Source organism: Sphingomonas cynarae (genome assembly GCF_039537815.1).
In the GTDB taxonomy this organism is placed as follows: Bacteria; Pseudomonadota; Alphaproteobacteria; order Sphingomonadales; family Sphingomonadaceae; genus Sphingomonas; species Sphingomonas cynarae.
The window spans coordinates 265,604-282,614 of record NZ_BAABBF010000004.1; the positions used below are offsets into that span (position 1 = coordinate 265,604).

The 17,011-nt window shown below is 66.2% G+C and carries 14 protein-coding genes; 6 read left to right on the forward strand and 8 right to left on the reverse strand.

The features are described 5' to 3' along the window. Positions 1-14 precede the first annotated feature (14 nt). A complete protein-coding gene (locus ABD719_RS10455) occupies positions 15-1,466 on the reverse strand; it encodes an aldehyde dehydrogenase (protein ID WP_344693456.1) in 1,452 nt (483 codons plus the stop codon). A gap of 80 nt (positions 1,467-1,546) precedes the next feature. Here ABD719_RS10455 and ABD719_RS10460 point away from each other — a divergent pair, with 80 nt between their 5' ends. The 5 genes from ABD719_RS10460 (at position 1,547) to ABD719_RS10480 (ending at position 6,977) form a co-directional block, all read left to right on the forward strand. Then, positions 1,547-1,978 carry a MarR family winged helix-turn-helix transcriptional regulator gene (locus tag ABD719_RS10460; RefSeq protein ID WP_344693314.1) on the forward strand — a complete coding sequence of 144 codons (432 nt, stop codon included), beginning with the start codon at positions 1,547-1,549 and terminating at the stop codon, positions 1,976-1,978. Positions 1,979-2,170: 192 nt separating this feature from the next. Beyond that, a complete protein-coding gene (locus ABD719_RS10465) occupies positions 2,171-2,698 on the forward strand; it encodes a MarR family winged helix-turn-helix transcriptional regulator (RefSeq protein WP_344693315.1) in 528 nt (175 codons plus the stop codon). Positions 2,699-2,746: 48 nt separating this feature from the next. Beyond that, on the forward strand, positions 2,747-5,014 hold the full coding sequence (locus ABD719_RS10470) for a TonB-dependent receptor (protein WP_344693316.1): 2,268 nt from the start codon (positions 2,747-2,749) through the stop codon (positions 5,012-5,014). A gap of 62 nt (positions 5,015-5,076) precedes the next feature. Then, positions 5,077-5,610 (forward strand): hypothetical protein, encoded by a 534-nt coding sequence (locus ABD719_RS10475; protein WP_344693317.1) that lies wholly within the window; start codon positions 5,077-5,079, stop codon positions 5,608-5,610. 62 nt (positions 5,611-5,672) lie between these two features. Next, the gene (locus ABD719_RS10480; RefSeq protein WP_344693318.1) at positions 5,673-6,977 is read left to right on the forward strand and encodes a YceI family protein; all 1,305 of its coding nucleotides are present in this window, start codon (positions 5,673-5,675) and stop codon (positions 6,975-6,977) included. A 536-nt stretch (positions 6,978-7,513) separates the two neighbouring features. On the opposite strand, the gene ligA is transcribed toward ABD719_RS10480, so the two are convergent. From ligA to ABD719_RS10495, 3 genes are read right to left on the reverse strand one after another with little or no spacing between them, the layout of a single operon-like run. Next, a complete protein-coding gene (ligA, locus tag ABD719_RS10485) occupies positions 7,514-9,697 on the reverse strand; it encodes an NAD-dependent DNA ligase LigA (protein ID WP_344693457.1) in 2,184 nt (727 codons plus the stop codon). 38 nt (positions 9,698-9,735) lie between these two features. After that, positions 9,736-11,394: a DNA repair protein RecN gene (recN, locus tag ABD719_RS10490; protein ID WP_344693319.1), complete on the reverse strand. Its 1,659-nt coding sequence runs from the start codon at positions 11,392-11,394 to the stop codon at positions 9,736-9,738. A 58-nt stretch (positions 11,395-11,452) separates the two neighbouring features. Continuing rightward, a complete protein-coding gene (locus tag ABD719_RS10495; RefSeq protein ID WP_344693320.1) occupies positions 11,453-12,454 on the reverse strand; it encodes an outer membrane protein assembly factor BamD in 1,002 nt (333 codons plus the stop codon). A 119-nt stretch (positions 12,455-12,573) separates the two neighbouring features. Here ABD719_RS10495 and ABD719_RS10500 point away from each other — a divergent pair, with 119 nt between their 5' ends. Then, entirely contained in the window at positions 12,574-13,398 is an 825-nt protein-coding gene (locus tag ABD719_RS10500; protein ID WP_344693321.1) for a class I mannose-6-phosphate isomerase, read from the forward strand. Between the two features lie 70 nt (positions 13,399-13,468). On the opposite strand, the gene ABD719_RS10505 is transcribed toward ABD719_RS10500, so the two are convergent. From ABD719_RS10505 to yajC, 4 genes are read right to left on the reverse strand one after another with little or no spacing between them, the layout of a single operon-like run. Next, positions 13,469-13,843 (reverse strand): Mth938-like domain-containing protein, encoded by a 375-nt coding sequence (locus ABD719_RS10505; protein ID WP_344693322.1) that lies wholly within the window; start codon positions 13,841-13,843, stop codon positions 13,469-13,471. 22 nt (positions 13,844-13,865) lie between these two features. Next, the gene (gene secF / locus ABD719_RS10510; protein ID WP_344693323.1) at positions 13,866-14,852 is read right to left on the reverse strand and encodes a protein translocase subunit SecF; all 987 of its coding nucleotides are present in this window, start codon (positions 14,850-14,852) and stop codon (positions 13,866-13,868) included. A gap of 13 nt (positions 14,853-14,865) precedes the next feature. Continuing rightward, positions 14,866-16,467 (reverse strand): protein translocase subunit SecD, encoded by a 1,602-nt coding sequence (secD, locus tag ABD719_RS10515; protein WP_344693325.1) that lies wholly within the window; start codon positions 16,465-16,467, stop codon positions 14,866-14,868. Continuing rightward, the gene (gene yajC / locus ABD719_RS10520; protein ID WP_192123186.1) at positions 16,467-16,805 is read right to left on the reverse strand and encodes a preprotein translocase subunit YajC; all 339 of its coding nucleotides are present in this window, start codon (positions 16,803-16,805) and stop codon (positions 16,467-16,469) included. The genes secD and yajC overlap by 1 nt, the downstream gene beginning before the upstream one ends. Positions 16,806-17,011: the final 206 nt, after the last annotated feature.

The window sequence follows — 17,011 nt, forward strand, 5'->3', positions numbered from 1 at the left end:
GGTGGTCGACCGGTTCAGATCGGGAAGTGGCCGGGTTCGGTTTCGATCGTGATCCAGCGCAGCTCGGTGAAGCTGTCGATGCCGGCCTTGCCGCCGAAACGGCCGTAACCGGACCCCTTCACGCCGCCGAACGGCATCTGCGCCTCGTCGTGCACGGTGGGGCCGTTGATGTGACAGATGCCGGACTTGATCTGGCGGGCGACGCGCAGCCCGCGCGCGGTGTCGCGGGTGAACACCGCGGCGGACAGGCCGTATTCGGTGTCGTTGGCCAGCGCGATCGCCGCCGCCTCGTCCGCCGCGCGGACGATCGCGACGACGGGGCCGAAGCTTTCCTCGCGGAACAGCTTCATCGCGGGCGTCACCCGGTCGATCACGTGGGCGGGCATCAGCACGCCGTCCGCCGCACCGCCGTTCAGCTGCGTGGCACCGGCGGCCAGCGCATCCTGCACCAGCCCGGCGACGTGATCGACGGTCTTGCGGTCGACCACCGCGCCCAGCGGGGTCTTGCCCGCGCGCGGATCGCCCACCGCCATCGTCGCCACCTTGGCGCTGAACTTCGCGGTGAAGGCGTCGGCGACCGCGTCGACCACGATGATCCGTTCGGTCGACATGCAAATCTGGCCCTGGTTCATGAACGCGCCGAACGCCGCCGCCTTCACCGCTTCGTCCAGATCGGCATCGTCCAGCACGATGAACGGCGCCTTGCCGCCCAGTTCCAGCAGCGCGGGCTTCAGATGCTCGGCGCAGCGTCTGGCGATCACCCGGCCGACCGCGGTCGATCCGGTGAAGTTGACCCGCCGCACCGCCGGATGGTCGATCAGCGCGCCGACCACCTCGCCGGCATCGGCGGGCGCGTTGGTGATGAGGTTGACGATGCCGTCGCCCAGCCCCGCCTCCACGAACGCCTCGACGATCAGGCCATGCGTGCGGGGGCATTGCTCCGACGCCTTGAGGATCACGGTGTTGCCGCAGGCCAGCGGCACCGCGATCGCGCGGACGCCGAGGATGACCGGCGCGTTCCACGGCGCGATGCCCAGCACGACGCCGGCCGGTTCGCGCAGCGCCATCGCGATGCAGCCGGGCTTGTCGGAGGGGATGACCTCGCCGCCGATCTGGGTGGTCAGGGCGGCGGCCTCGCGCACCATGCCCACCGCCAGCATCAGGTTGAACCGGGCCCAGCCCTCGGTCGCGCCGATCTCGCCCATCATCGCGTCGACGAAATCATCGGCCTTTGCGGCGAGCGCGTCGGCGGCCTTCGACAGCATCGCGCGGCGGGCGTTCGGGCCAAGGGCGGACCAGGCGGGCAGGGCGGCGGCGGCGGCATCGCCGGCCGCAGTGGCGTCTGCCGGCGTCGCGGCGGCGGCAATCGTCGCGACCTTGCCGGTTACCGGATCAAGGCGCTGGAAGGTCGCCCCCGGTGAGGCGGCGCGCGCATTGCCCCCGATATTCAGATCGATGTGCAGCATCATCCGTCCCTCTCCTTATTATGTTATGATGCATAACGATCTAGTTTGCTACCGGCAAGCCCGGATCGTAAGATGCCGGTATGACTCATTCGGCAGACCGCATTCTCGAAAACCCGTTCGGCGGCCACCTTGGCTATCTGTTGCGGCGTGCGTCCAATGCGATCATCGGCGAACTGGCACAGCGGCTCGACGCGATCGGATTAAAGGTGTCGGAGGCGTCGATCCTGCTGCTGATCGACCATAATCCGCGAATCACCCAGAGCGACCTTGGGCGGATGCTAGGGATCAAGCGCGCAAATATGGTGCCGCTTGCCGCCGGACTGGAATCGCGCGGTTTCGTGACGCGTGAGCCCGTAAACGGGCGGTCGCACGGCCTGATTCTCACTGAAACGGGGAAGGCGGCTTGCACCAACGCGCAGGAAATCATGGCCGAACAGGAACGATTCATCCTCAAACGACTCGGTGGCGACGACCGGACAGCACGATCGCTGCTGATTCGACTCTGGTCCTGACGGGGTCCGGCCCGATCCGGGCTGCCATCGTGCCGGGGATGGCCAGTATCGAAAGTTTTCGTCGGGATGGCGCAGGCTCTCACATACCCGAAATTCGATGATGTTTCCGCGTGATCCGATCGGCGATTGATTCGGCGACGGCTGTGGACCTGCCGTCCACGTCCGTCACTGTGTCGTTTTACGCTTGACGAATTGTATGCCTGGGATACTGTATCGCCAGCAAACAATAAAAAAGGAGAGGCGGTGGCGGACTTCGGCCCATTGTCCGAGCATCTCGGCTATCTGCTTCATCGCACCGAGGTGAAGTTGATCGCGCGGGTCGCGGCGGAACTCAGCGAAGTCGGCGTGACGCCGTCTCGGGCGACGGCGGTGATCTACGTCGCGTTGCATGAGGGCTGCGACCAGATGGCGCTGGGCGGGGCGCTGGGCATCAATCGCGCCAGCACCATGAAGGCCGTAAACGAACTCGTCGCGCTCGGCGCGGTAGAGCGTCGTCCCGGCCGCGACCGCCGTAGCCATGCCTTGTATCTGACGCCGCACGGTGCCGAACTGCGCACCGCGATCGAAGCAATCACAACACGTGCCGACGCGATCAACTTCAGCGTGCTGAGCGATGACGAACAGGTCGCGTTCCGCGCCATGCTTCAGAAACTACATGATTTCGAGCCGCGAAAACGCAGCGCGACCGGAAAAGCTCACAAGAGCGAGCGCACACCCTGACACGTCTGGCGTGCGCCGGACCATAACAAAAAACGGGGAGGATCAATCATGCTGTTCAAGGCATTTCTACGCGCGTCCGTGACATTCGGCGCGATCCTGTCGGCGCATCCGGCATCGGCGCAGGCGATACCCGCGGCGCCGACCGATCCGGTCGCGACGACGCCCGCCACACCCGCGTCGGCGGGGGCGGCGCAGGAACCCGACGTCGTCCTTGCGGAGGATGGTCTGGCCGACATCATCGTGACGGCACAACGGCGTTCGGAGAACCTTCAGACGGTGCCGATCGCGGCCACCGCGCTGTCGCCCACTGCACTGGCGGAAAAGGCGGTTACGCGCCTGTCCGACCTCCAGTTCGCGTCGCCGTCGCTGTCGGTGGTCGATGCGGGCCTGACCCAGTCGGTGAACATTCGCGGCATCGGCCTTGCCAGTCCGTCGCCCGCCGTGTCCAACGGCGTCGCGACCTATCTGGACGGGCTGTTCCAGCCACCGATCGCGGGAACGACGGCGTTCTACGACATCGCCGGGGTCGAGGTGCTGCGCGGGCCGCAGGGGACGCTGGTCGGATCGAACTCGACCGGCGGCGCGATCTTCATCAACTCGCAGAGTCCGAAGCTGACCGAGGTCGGCGGCTATGTTCAGGGCGCCTACGGCAATTTCGACACGACCAACCTGCAGGGCGCGGTGAACCTGCCGATCACCAATACCCTTGCGATACGGCTCGCGGGCAACTTTCAGCGCAACGACAGCTTCTACGACGATATCGGGCCGCTCGATAACGACCCGGGCCGGCTGAACGAGAAGTCGGGCCGTCTTGGGGTGCTGTGGAAGCCGGGCAATTTCGAAGCGCTGTACAAACTGGCGCTGACCGATCGCAACACCGGCGGCTATGCCTATCGCCCGATCCTCGGCACGCAGTTCGCGGCGTTGCGCACCAACGATATCCGCACGCTCAATTACAACGCGCCGACGCGCAACCACGAACGGACGCTGATCAACGGTCTCGATCTGCGCTATGTTCTCGACAACGGCATCACGCTCAGGTCGCTGAGCGGTTATCAGAACCGCCGGGTCAACAACCTCTATGACATGGATGGCACCGCGACGGCGTCGTTCACACAGAACCAGTCCGTCCGCGAACAGGTGACGACCGAGGAGATCAATATCATCTCGCCCACCGATGGCCCGTTCGACTGGATTCTCGGCGGCTATTACCAGCATAACAAGGTCGACCTGTTCAACACCAGCACGGGCAATCCCGCGCCGACACGGACAGTGGCCGCCACCACGAAGACGACCAGAGGCATCTTCGCGCAGGGCAATTATCACCTGACCGATGCGCTGGAGATCCAGACCGGCGTCCGTTACTCCCACTACAAGACGTCGAGCGAGGGCGGGATCTTCCGCGGCGCCTATGTCGGGGCGGGGACCGGCAATCCGGCCTTCACGACGGTCAACACCCGCATCGTCAACCTCGGCGGATCGGCGAGCGACGGCCGCGTCACCGGTAAGGTCGCGATCAACTATCAGCTGAATGCCGACCATTTCCTGTATGTGTTCGCGGCACGCGGGTACAAGCCGGGCGGGTTCAATTCGGCGACGTCGATCTTCAAGCCCGAAACGGTGTGGGATTACGAGGCCGGGCTGAAATCGACATTGGCCGATGGGCATATCCGCACCCAGATCGGTGGTTTCTGGAACGAGTATGACGGCTTTCAGTTTTCGATCACCGACGTGAACACCGGCACGGCCGGCGTCACCAACCTGCCCAGCGCGCGCATCCGCGGGCTGGAGGCGCAGGTGCAGGTGAAGTTCGGCGGTTTCTCCGGTGATTTCGGCGGGGCGTTCGTCGACTCGCGGCTCGGCAGCATCACGCTGGTCAATACCCGCCGCCTGCCGCCGGGCACGCTGGGGCCACAATGCACCACCGGGGTCGCATCCAGCCCGCCGACCTGCTTCAACTACGGCCCGTTCCTGCAGACCAACACGGGTGGGAAGAACCTGCTGTCGCCGAAATGGACCTATAACGCGGGCGTGCAGTACGGCATCAAGGTAGGCGGCAACGCGACGCTGACACCGCGCCTGAACTACGCCTATGTCGGATCGCAATTCACCACTTTGTTTTACAATCCGGTCACCGACCGGCTGAGCGGTCGCGGGTTGTTATCGGCGTTGTTGACCTATCGTTCCGGCGATTACCAGATCGAGGCATACGGGACCAATCTGGCCGACAAGGACTATGTTTCGGGCCAGACCGGCAACAACGAGTTCTACGGTGCGCCGCGCCAATATGGTGTGCGGGCCAGCGTCAACTTCTGATCGGGCGACCTCCGGCCGGCATCGTGAACATGCCGGCCGGCCATGACCAAAGGAAACCGACGATGCGGCGATCATATGCGATCATGATGCTGGTGGCAGGCTTCGCCGGATCGAACGGTGCGGCGGCGCAACCGGCACGTACCGTGGCGGATTGCGCGGCTCTGGCGCAATTGGCCAGCGGGCGGCCGGACGATGCGACCGCCTTGATCGAAACCGCGGCGATCGTGGAACGGCGGCTTGCGCCCGCAGACGGCAGGCGGAGCAGGTCGCCCGCGACCGGCCCCGCTCCGATGTTGCCGCGCCATTGCGAAATCTTCGGCAAGATGCAGGAGCGGGCGGGAGCGAACGGCCAGACCTATGCGATCCGTTTCCATATGCGGCTGCCGGCTGCATGGAACGGTCGCTCCTTCTTCCAGGGCGGGAGCAGATCGAACGGCGTCGTCGGCACCGGCACCGATCAGGTCGCCTTCTTCGCTGCGCTGGTCGCGTGGACGGAACAGGGCAAGGCGCCTGACAGCTTCGTCTCGACGGCGGGTAGGGGAACGAACTGGCCCGGGAGGAGGCGGCTGTTTTGCGCCTATCCCAAGGTCGCATGATATCAGGCTGGCGATACCGAGCAGGCAAGCTCGTTCGCCTGTCATTGACGGGAGCAGGCGGAATGGATCACGTTCGCAGCACGCCACGCTATGCCGGTGGTGCGATCGTCTTGCACTGGCTGACGGCGGCGGCCTTCGCGTTCCAGGTCGGGCTGGGCTGGCGGATGGGCGTCTCCCACAGTCCGGACACGTTCTCTGCATTCCAGCTTCACAAGTCGATCGGGATCACGATCCTGCTGCTGACGATCGCCCGGATCGGCTGGCGGCTGGCTTTCGCACCGCCGCCGCCATCAGCGGCGTTGCGGCCGATCGAACGGCAGCTGGCCAATGCGGTCCATATGGGCTTCTATGGATTGCTGCTCGTCTTGCCCCTGTCGGGCTGGCTGATCGTGTCGTCAGGCAAGGTCGCCGTGCCGACATTGCTCTACACCATCATACCGTGGCCGCCCGTGCCGGGGCTATCCGGTCTTTCGTCCGCCGGTCGAGACGCGATCAATGCTGCGGCATCCGCCGCCCATGTCGTGATGGTGTGGATCGCGTTGCTGGCGATCGCGCTGCATGTGGCGGGCGCGCTGAAGCACCAGTTCGCGGACCGCACGACCGATCTGGCGCGGATGGTGCCGGTTTCGCTTCGGCTGCTCAGTTCGACGGCGATCGCGATCGTCGTGACGTTCGCCGGATTGATGGTCTGGGGGCGGGGAGGATATTCAGCAGCGGCGCCGCATGACGTGGCCGCGCCATTGCCCGCTGTCTCCGCACCCACGCCGCCGGCAAAGGTGCCGGCGTCGGCCGTCGTGCCGCGACCGCTTCCCTCCGAAACGCCGGTAAAGCAGGCGACGACGCCCGGCGTCGCGAAACCGGCGAACTGGGCCGTGCGGATGAAGGCGTCGTCAATCCGTTTCCGCACTTCATGGTCGCAAGGGCCGGTCGAGGGAGGCTTCGAAGCATGGCGCGCCAGAATTCGCTTCGATCCCGATGCGCTCGCGACATCCTCGGCGGCGATCACCATCGACATGGCCTCGGTGACCGCGAGTGACAGCAGCCAGCAGGCTGCGCTGCCTGGCGACGACTGGTTCGCGGCAGCGACGCATCCCACCGCCGTCTGGCGCGCCACCCGGTTCCGCCATCTGGGCGGCGATCGCTATAAAGCCGATGGCACGCTGACGCTGCGTGGGGTCAGCAAGCCGTTACCCCTTGCCTTCACCCTGACCATTGCAGGCGATGTCGCGAAAATGGCAGGGACGGTGACGATCGATCGGACCGTATTCGGCATTGGTCAAGGCGAATGGTCCGCCACCACCGATGTCCCGGCGGCCGTCGCCGTGCGTATCGCGATCACCGCTGACCGGAAAACCGATACGCCCTGAAGACCCATGGCTGACGCGCGCATGACGCCATGTACGTCCGCTTGGAACGACCGTCAGGCCAGCTGGCGGCACCGTATGATCGATGTGCGAGAACGGCCTGCGCGCGCTGATGGTGGCGGAAGCAGAGGCCGATGCCGACGTGCGGGATGTGCACAGCAAGTTGTTCGCGGCGCCAGGACGCGGACGGTAGCTGGCGGTTCCCTTCCCGCAGCGCCGCTCGACAACGCCGGCTCCGGCTTTCCGGCAACGTGAGGGGGCATCGCGCAGCGCATCTGCGTGCTTGGCCCGCCTTGGCTGACGCACCCGAACTTCAGATGATGAGCGGGGGTGACATATTCAAGAATTAAAATATTGATGTATTACTTATCACATAACGGCATGCTTCAACTTCAAGTCGCATAGTCCCTGACTTGCAAACAGGATCCAAGATAAGATCATACATTGTGTTATCGATTTTATTACCTAACATTCCTACAATGTAAAATTTGCGTTATCCAAGGCAATGTCTGGCAATGAAATATGTCTAACGACGATATTTATTGAGTCTGCGGGTCGTTGGTCTCTTTTTGAATCTGGATCGGCGTGTCCGAAGCATCCGCCGCGGCGACGATCGCCGCCCATTCGGCTTCGTCGATCGTGCGGATGCCGAGATCGGCGGCTTTCTTCGCCTTCGATCCCGCGCCGGGGCCGGCGACAACGAGATCCGTCTTCCTGGAGACGGAACCGGAAACATGCGCGCCGAGCGTCTCCGCCTGCGCCTTCGCCTCGTCGCGGCTCATGGTTTCCAGCGTGCCGGTGAAGACGACGGTCTGGCCGGCAATGGCGGAGGCGCGGGTTTCGTGGACGACGTCCTGCGGGTCGACCTGCCGCAGCAGATCGGCGACGACAGCGCGGTTGTGCGGCTCCGCGAAGAAGCCGAGCAGCGCGTCGGCGACCTCCGGGCCGATACCGGCGGTGTCGATCGCCGCCACCAGCGCGCGGCCCCGGCGCAGCACGAACTTGCGCTCCGGCTCGCCGATCGCGGGCACGGTGGCGCGGCGGACGCGCAGGGCTGCGTGGATCATCGCCGCGAACCGTTTGGCGGATACATAGCGCCGGGCAAGATCGCGTGCGGTGATCTGGCCGACATGACGGATGCCGAGCGAGAAGAGGAAGCGATCCAGCGCGATGGTGCGGCGCTCATCGATCGCGGCGAGCAGCTTGTCGACCACCAGTTCGCTCATCCGCTCGCGTGCGATCAGCGCATCGCGGTGCGCGTGGAGGCGGAAGATGTCGGCGGGGGAGGCGATCAGGCCGTCGCGGAAGAACTCCTCGACCCGGACCAGCCCGAGACCGACGATATCGAACGCGTAGCGCGAGACGAAATGGATCAGTCGCTCGACCCGCTGCGCCGGACAGACGAGACCGCCGGTGCAGCGGACGACCACCTCGCCTTCGCCACGTTCCGCAAGGCTGCCGCATTCGGGACAGGTGTCGGGGAAGACGAAGGCGGGGCGGTCGACGTCGCGGGTCAGGTTCTCGACGATCTGCGGGATCACGTCGCCCGCGCGTTGCAGGATCACACGGTCGCCGACACGGACGCCCAGCCGCTCGATCTCGTCGGCATTGTGCAGCGTGGCGTTGGTGACGACGACGCCGCCGACCGTCACCGGTTCCAGCCGGGCGACAGGCGTGAGGGCACCGGTGCGGCCGACCTGGATGTCGATCGCGTTGAGGGTGGTCTGGGCGCGCTCGGCCGGGAATTTGTGCGCGATCGCCCAGCGCGGGGTGCGGCCGACGATGCCGAGTCGTGCCTGCCAGTCGAGGCGGTCGAGCTTGTAGACGACGCCGTCGATGTCGAAGGGCAGGTCGGCGCGTTCCCGTTCGATATCGCGGTACACGGCGAGGGCACCGGCGGCGTCATCGACGCGCGTGAAGGCGGCGGCGATCGGGAAACCCCAACGGCGCAGATGGTCAACGAGGTGGGTTTGCGTATCGGCGGGCACCTCGCTCGCCTCGCCCCAGCCATGTGCCAGGAAGCGCAGGGGGCGCCCGGCGGTGACGGTAGCTTCCTTCTGGCGAAGCGAGCCGGCTGCGGCGTTGCGCGGATTGGCGAACTGACGCGGTTCCTTGCCGGCGGCGGTCGCCTCGGCGAGGAGGCGCGCGTTGAGCGCAGTGAAATCGGCCTTGGCCATGTACACCTCGCCGCGCACCTCGAAGATCGCGGACGCGCCGGTGATCCGGTCGGGAATATCGGCGATGGTGCGGACGTTGCTGGTTACATCCTCGCCCGTGGTGCCGTCGCCGCGGGTCAGCGCCTGCACCAGCCGGCCGTCTTCGTAACGGAGCGAGCAAGACAGGCCGTCGATCTTGGGTTCGGCGGTGAGGGCGACGGGTTCGTCGTCCGACAGTTTCAGGAAGCGACGGACGCGGGCGACGAATTCGACGATATCCTCGTCCGCAAAGCCGTTGTCGAGGCTGGTCATCGGTCGCGCATGGCGGACCTTGGCCAGATGGCCGGCGGGGGCGGCCCCGACCTGCGTGTTGGGCGAGTCGGCGCGGATCAAGTGTGGAAAGGCCGTCTCGATCGCGGTGTTGCGGCGGACGAGTGCGTCATAATCCGCGTCGCTGATCTCGGGCGCATCGTCATTATGGTAGAGGCGGTTGTGGCGCGCGATCTCGGCGGCCAGCGTTTCCAGTTCGGCGGCGGCGGCAAGATCGGATTCGGGCAGCGGGTCCATGATCGCGGAGGTATCGGTGGCGGCGGAAGGCCGCAAGGTCAGGCGGTTTCCAGCAGCCGATCGGCCTGCGCCCGCGCCTCGTCCGTCACGGTGGCGCCGGACAGCATCCGCGCGATCTCCTCCCGCCGTTCAGCCTCGCACAACTGGCGGACGCCGGTGCGGGTGACGGTGCCGTCCGACGATTTGGCGATCAGCAGATGCGCCGCGCCACGCGCCGCAACCTGCGGGCTGTGGGTGACGACCAGCAACTGCGTGGCGCGGGCTAGGCGGGCGAGACGTTCGCCGATCGCGGAGGCGACCGCGCCGCCGACGCCGCGATCGATCTCGTCGAACACCATCGTCGCCGCCCCGCCCTGATCGGCCAGCGCGACCTTCAGGGCGAGGATGAAGCGCGACAATTCGCCGCCGCTGGCGATCTTGGTCAGCGGGGCGAAAGGCGCACCGGGGTTGGTCGAGATTTCGAACTCGACCCGGTCCTTGCCGGCACCGGACCAGCCGTCGGGCGATTGGGTGGCGACGACGGTGCGGAACCGGGCGGCATCCAGCTTCAAGGGCGCCAGTTCGCCCGCGACGGCGGCATCGAGCCCCGTGGCCGCGGCGACGCGCCGGGCGGTGAGCGCGGTGGCGGCCTTGTCATAGGCGGCACGAGCGGTGGCGACGGTCTTTTCCAGTTTGGCGATACCGCCTTCGCCGGCGTCGAGTCGTTCAAGCCGCGCGGTCAGTTCGGCGGCGAGGGTGGCGAGCCCATCGGGCTGGACCCGGTGCTTGCGCGCCATCGCCCGCAATTCGAACAGGCGGGCCTCGTCATCCTCCAGCGTGCGCGGATCATAGGCAAGCGCAAGGCGCGCCTCGTGCAGCCGTTCCTCCGCCACGCCGCTTTCGGCCACTGCACGATCGATCGCGGCGAGCGCATCGGCAAGCGCGGGATGATCCTCCGCGACGCGTTCGAGGACACGCGCGGCCTGACGCAACTGGGCGAGGCCACCATCGGAGCCGTCGAGGAAATCACCGATCGCGGCGAGATCGCCCGCGATCTTTTCGGCGCGCTGCATGGTGCGGCGCTGATCGGCGAGGGTTTCCTCCTCACCGGGCAGGGGATTGAGCTTGTCGAGTTCGGCGACGGTATGTTCGAGCCATTCGCGGTCGCGCGCGGCGGTTTCGATCTCCGCACGGGCGGTGGCCAGATCGGCCTCGGCGGTGCGATAGGCGATCCAGGCGCGCGCGACCTCCGACGGGTCGCAGCGGCCAAACGCATCGAGCAGCGCCCGGTGGCCCCGTGCGGCGAGCAGGCCGCGATCATCGTGCTGCCCGTGGATTTCCACGAGTCGCGGCGCGATCTCGCGCAACAGCGTGGCGGAGGCGGGCTGGTTGTTGATGAAGGCGCGGCTACCGCCATCCGCCTTCACCACGCGGCGGACGAGCAGGGGCTCGCCGGGTTCGACCTCGACCCCGTTGCCGTCGAGCAGCGCCGATAGTGACGCATCGGGGGGATCGAAACTGGCGGTCACCACCGCTTGGCCGGCGCCGTGGCGGACTAGCCCGCTATCGCCGCGCCCGCCCAGCGCCAGCCCGAGCGCATCGAGCAGGATCGACTTGCCGGCACCGGTTTCGCCGGTCAGCACGCCGAGGCCGGCACCGAAATCGAGGTCCAGTGCCTCGATCAGCACCACGTCGCGAATGGAAAGCGCGGTCAGCATCGGCAGCGATGTACGCCGGTTCGCGACGGATTTGAACCGCTTTTGTTCCGGGTCGCCCTTATTGGGGCGTCGGCTGGCCGGGCAGGGTGGCGGCACCCGCACCGGGGCCGACCGGGGCCGCCCCGCCGGGACCCGTGACCGGTGCGGTCGAGGGCTGGGCCGCACCGGGCACCGCATCGGGCTGCGCGTTGCGGGTGGCATCGGTGCTGAGGCCGGGCAGCGAATTGGGTTTGGTGCCCGGCGGCACGATCGCCGTACCGGGGGCGACCAGCGCCGCCTGCTGTACCGGATGGTCCTTCATCAGCTTGTAGGCGTGTTCGTACCAGTCGCTGCCGGGATAGTTCGCACCGAGCACCGCCGCGGACTTCTCCGCCTCGGCCGGGACGCCCAGTGCCAGATACGTCTCGGTCAGGCGCATCAGCGCCTCGGGCGCGTGGGTGGTGGTCTGATACCGGTCGATCACGCTGCGGAACCGCATGCTGGCGGCCAGCCACTGGCTGCGGGCTTCGTAAAAGCGACCGATCTCCATCTCCTTGCCGGCGAGATGGTCGTTGACCAGATCGATCTTGAGCCGTGCGTCCGATGCGTAGCGCGTGTTGGGGTAACGGCGGGTCAGTTCGCCCAGCGCGTCGAGCGCCTGCCGCGTGATCCGCTGATCGCGCGTCACGTCCTGGATCTGCTCGTAATAGCCGAGCGCGATCAGATAATAGGCATAGGGTGCATCGCGGTTGCCGGGATGGACCGAGATGAACCGCTGCGCCGACTGGATCGACGCGGTATAATCCTTGGCCAGATAATAGCTGAACGCGCTCATCAGCTGCGCGCGGCGTGCCCAGATCGAATAGGGGTGCTGACGCTCCACCTCGTCGAACAGGATCGCGGCCTCCTTGTACCGGCTCTGGTCGAGCCGGCGCCGGGCGGTGGAATAGAGCGTGCCGACATCGCGGGCGATATAGGGCGTGTCGCCCTTGGCCGCCTGGTTGCGGGCGCAGCCAGCGACCGGAAGGGCGACGGCGGCAAGAAGCGCAAGGGCAAGCGCGCGGGACTGGGGGATACGCATCGGCGACCGCCTTAGCGCAGCGGACAGCGCCCGAACAATAGGCTAGACGATGCCGAAGCGGAGCGGGCGGAGCCCCCGCGCGTTCCGCGATCATCTTAAGTCAGATTTCGAGGGATTCCATGCCGGCAACGCTGCTCCACACCCACCGCGTCGAGAAACCCTGGGGCCGGCGCGACCTGTATCCCGGCTTTGACGATGTTCAGGGCGGCGGTGAGCCCGTGGGCGAGGTGTGGTTCCAGGCGCCGGGCGATACCGCGCCCGACCTGCTGATCAAATACCTGTTCACGGGTGAGAAACTGTCGGTGCAGGTCCACCCGGATGACGAGGAGGCGCACAAGCGTGGCCTGCCGCGCGGCAAGGACGAATGCTGGACGATTCTGTCGGCGACCCCCGATTCGACGATCGCGCTGGGGCCGAAACAGGCGATCGGGGCGGACGAGTTGCGCGCCGCCGCGCTCGACGGATCGATCGAGGGCAAGCTGGACTGGGTGCCGGTGAAGGCGGGCGATTTCTATTATGCGCCGTCGGGCACGATCCATGCGATTGGCGCGGGCCTGACCCTGATCGAGGTGCAGCAGAATTCGGAGACGACCTATCGCCTCTACGATTACGGCCGGCCGCGCGAACTGCATCTGGATGACGGCGTCGCGGTGGCGCATCTCGATCCCTATCGGCCGATCGTGTCGCCGGGGCCGGCGGGCGACCATCGCACCGTGCTGGTCGAGGGGCCGAAATTCGTGCTCGAACGCTGGACCGGCGGCACGCATCCGGTGGCGCTGCCCGAGGGGCTGACGGCATGGATCGTGCCGGTGAAGGGCCGCGGCGAGGTGGCCGGTGTCGCCTTCAAGGCGGGCGAATGCGTGACGGTGACCGGATCGGAGACGATCACGGCCAGCGAGGATGCGGATTATCTGTTCGCCTATCCAGGCACGGTCCGCCTTTGATCGTGACGGGGGGTGGGGGCTGTCTCCTCCACCCCTTTCCGCTACAGGGGTTCCCCACGATAGGCGGGGATCAGGCGTCGAGCGGGTAGAGCGCCGCCGCGATCGGCCGGCCTTCCTCGCGGAGCATCCCCCAGGCACGGGCGGCGGCACGACTGTCCATCGCCTCCAGCCCGATCCCGCGCGCGTCGAGCGCGCGAACCAGCGACAAAGGCGGGCGGACCAGCCTGGCGCCGGTACCCAGCACGATGAATTCCGGCTTCGGGTCCAGCGCGGGTTCCAGCGCCGCGATCGTCAGTTCCGCCAGCGGTGGCGGCGTCCAGTCGCTGGCGCGATCGATCGTCAGCAACAGCGATGGCGCGACCGTTACGTCGTCGAGGCGATAGCCCGCGGTGGTGAAGCCACGGATCGCCGGCCCGTTCACGGGCTGACCGCGTTCCATTCTCATCGGGCTATCCTCATCACCCGCCTCAACGTTCCCGTGGGACGATCCGCTCCGCATCCGGGACGCGGCGCTTGTCGAGCGTACCGGGCTTTTCGCGGTTGGGTTCGGCACGAAGGCCGAGCGTGATGAGCAGCGACGACGAGACGTAGATCGACGAATAGGTGCCGACCACGATGCCCAGGATCATCGCCGCGGTGAAGCCGCGCAGCACATGCCCGCCGAGCAGCAGGAGCGCGCCCAGCGCCAGCAGGATGGTGAGCGAGGTCATGACGGTACGCGGCAGCGTTTCGTTCACCGACAGGTTGATGATCTCGCGCATCTCCATCTTGCGATAGCGGCGCATGTTCTCGCGGATGCGATCGTCGATCACGATCTTGTCGTTGATCGAATAGCCGATGATCGTCAGCACCGCGGCGACGGTGTTGAGATCGACTTCGAAATAATTCCTCATCAGCGCGAAGAAGCCGAGCGTCATCAGCAGATCGTGGACGATCGCCACCACCGTCGACACGCCGAACTGCCATTCGAACCGGAAGATGGCAAACAGTGCGATGCCGAGGATGGCGAAGAAGACGGCCATTCCGCCCTTCCATCTCAGTTCGTCCGATACCTTGCCGCCCACGGTGGAATAACGGCTGAAAGTCGCACCGGGGAATTCCCGCGCCAGTGCCGATTCCACCTTGCGGACGACGGCGTTGGTGGCGCCTTCATCGGCGCTGTTCTGCACCGGCAGGCGGATCGTGACGGTGCGCTGGTCGCTCGACTGCTGGAGCGCAGCCTGGCCGACGCCCTGCGCATCCACCACTTCCCGCACCCGGTCGAGCGAGGGCGGGGTGGGGAAGCGTTCCTCGATCGACAGGCCGCCGACGAAGTCGACGCCCATGTTCAAACCGCGCAGACCGACCAGCGAGATGGCGATGATCGACAGCGCCAGCGTCAGTCCGAAGGCCCATTTGCGCCAGGCGACGAAATCGATGTTGGTGTCGTCGGGGACGAGCTTGAGAAGTTTCATGGGGCCGCTCGCCTTAGATGTTGATCGTCTTGGGCTTGGTGCGGCGAATCCACAGCGCCACCAGCATCCGGGTGAAGGTGACGGCGGTGAACACCGACGTGGCGATGCCGATCAGCAGCACGACCGCGAAGCCCTTCACCGGGCCGGAACCCAGCACCAGCATGATGACGCCCGAGATCGCGTGCGTCACGTTCGCCTCGAAGATGGTGCGGCTGGCCTCCTTATAGCCCAGCTCCACCGCCTGCACGACGCTGCGTCCGCGATGCCGCTCCTCGCGGATGCGTTCGTTGATGAGGACGTTGGCGTCCACCGCGGTGCCGATCGTCAGCACGAAGCCGGCGATACCGGGCAGGGTGAGGGTGCCTTTGAAAAAGGCCAGCACGCCGACGATGACGAACACGTTGATGACCACCGCGAGGTTCGCATACAAACCGAACCGGCCATAGGTGACGAGCATGAACGCCACCACTAGCGCCACCGCGACGGCGGAGGCAAGGACGCCGGCGCGGATCGAATCCTGCCCCAGTTCGGGGCCGACAGTGGATTCCTCGATCACCTTCAACGCGACGGGCAACTTGCCCGAGCGCAACGCGATGGCGAGCTGATTGGCCGATTCGACGGTGAAGTTGCCCGAAATCGACGCGCGGCCGCCCAGAATTGGTTCATTGATATTAGGTGCCGAGATTACTTGATTGTCGAGGATGATCGCGAACGGCTTGCCGGTATTTTCCTGCGTCACGCGCGCAAAGCGGCGACCGCCTGTCCCGTCGAAGGTGATCGCCACCTGCGGCAGATTGTCCTGCGGATCGAAGGTCTGTGATGCGTCGATCAGCTGGTCACCAGAGATGATGACCGAACGCTTTACCGCGATCACCGGCGGGCCGGCGGGATTGCCCGGATAGGGTAGGATCTGGCTGCCTACGGGCGCCTGTTTCTGTGCCAGCTGTTCCGGCGTCGCGGTCAGGTCGACCAGCTTGAATTCCAGCCGCGCGGTCTTGCCGAGCAGGTCCTTCAATGCCTGCGGGTTCTGGAGGCCGGGGACCTGCACGACGATGCGGTCGGTGCCCTGGCGAATGATCGTCGGTTCGCGCGTGCCGAGTTCGTCGATACGACGGCGAACGACCTCGGTGGCGTCGCCCATGGCGGTATCGATCGCCTGCGCGAGGCCGGCTTCGGTCGGCTTCAGCACAAAGCGGCTGGTATCGACGACCTGGATGTCCCACTCGCGCTGACCGGTCATACCGGCGCCACCGCCGGCGATCGTCAGCAGGCGTTCGCGCGCGGCATCGACCTGCGACGGGTCGCGCAGCATGAACGACAGCTGGTTGCCGCGCGTGGAGATGTCGCCGATCGCAATGCGCGGCTTGCCCCGGCGCATTTCTGCCGTCACCTGATCGCGCATCGTCTCCAGCCGCGAATTGGCGAGATCGGCGGTGTCCGCCTCCAGCAGCAGATAGCTGCCGCCCGCCAGATCGAGGCCGAAATTGATGTGGGGGACGCGGGAACCCAGGCCGGCGGTTACCCGCTCCGGCAGGAAACTCGGGATCGCCAGCGCGACCAGCACCGCCAGCGTGGCGATGATCGACCACACCTTCCAGCGCGGAAAATCCAGCATCAGTCGTTCGCCGGCTTCGCGGTGGAACTCGTGATCTCGGCCAGCGTCGATTTCACGACCTTGACGCGGGTGTTGGCGGCGATCTCGACCTCGACGAAGATGTCCTCGACCTTGGTCACCTTGCCGACGAGGCCGCCGGCGGTGACGACACCGTCACCCTTGCGCACTGCGGCCACCGACTGCTGCAACAGCTTGATCCGGCGCTGCTGCGGGCGGATCATCAGGAAATAGAACACGACGAAGACGAGCAGCAGCGGCGCCAGGCTGAGAAACGAGGCGATCCCACCGTTCGCGGCGGCGCCGCCGGTCGTCTGGGCGTAGGCAGAGGGAATGAACATCGGACCCGTTTATGGCTGATCGGCGAGGGCACAGGCCCCTCGCGCACGAACCGGCCCGCTACCACCCGCAGCGGGCCGTGGCAACGGGCTGGCGGGGCGATGCCGGAGTGACGGGATCGGGATCATCAGGACGTCGGAGCAAGTCGGTGCAATCGGACGCTTGCATCCGTCCCGGAGCGCGCGTAGAGGCCGCGGCTCTGGAGCGT

Excerpts from the sequence above, each read along its gene's own strand:
- recN (WP_344693319.1), bottom strand. The coding sequence starts at position 11,394 with ATGCTGACCGCGCTTTCCATTCGCGACGTGGTGCTGATCGAGGCACTG.
- ABD719_RS10475 (WP_344693317.1), top strand. The coding sequence starts at position 5,077 with ATGCGGCGATCATATGCGATCATGATGCTGGTGGCAGGCTTCGCCGGA.
- ABD719_RS10455 (WP_344693456.1), bottom strand. The coding sequence starts at position 1,466 with ATGCTGCACATCGATCTGAATATCGGGGGCAATGCGCGCGCCGCCTCA.
- ABD719_RS10495 (WP_344693320.1), bottom strand. The coding sequence starts at position 12,454 with ATGCGTATCCCCCAGTCCCGCGCGCTTGCCCTTGCGCTTCTTGCCGCC.
- ABD719_RS10500 (WP_344693321.1), top strand. The coding sequence starts at position 12,574 with ATGCCGGCAACGCTGCTCCACACCCACCGCGTCGAGAAACCCTGGGGC.
- ABD719_RS10505 (WP_344693322.1), bottom strand. The coding sequence starts at position 13,843 with ATGAGAATGGAACGCGGTCAGCCCGTGAACGGGCCGGCGATCCGTGGC.
- ligA (WP_344693457.1), bottom strand. The coding sequence starts at position 9,697 with ATGGACCCGCTGCCCGAATCCGATCTTGCCGCCGCCGCCGAACTGGAA.
- ABD719_RS10460 (WP_344693314.1), top strand. The coding sequence starts at position 1,547 with ATGACTCATTCGGCAGACCGCATTCTCGAAAACCCGTTCGGCGGCCAC.
- ABD719_RS10470 (WP_344693316.1), top strand. The coding sequence starts at position 2,747 with ATGCTGTTCAAGGCATTTCTACGCGCGTCCGTGACATTCGGCGCGATC.
- ABD719_RS10480 (WP_344693318.1), top strand. The coding sequence starts at position 5,673 with ATGGATCACGTTCGCAGCACGCCACGCTATGCCGGTGGTGCGATCGTC.
- yajC (WP_192123186.1), bottom strand. The coding sequence starts at position 16,805 with ATGTTCATTCCCTCTGCCTACGCCCAGACGACCGGCGGCGCCGCCGCG.
- secD (WP_344693325.1), bottom strand. The coding sequence starts at position 16,467 with ATGCTGGATTTTCCGCGCTGGAAGGTGTGGTCGATCATCGCCACGCTG.
- secF (WP_344693323.1), bottom strand. The coding sequence starts at position 14,852 with ATGAAACTTCTCAAGCTCGTCCCCGACGACACCAACATCGATTTCGTC.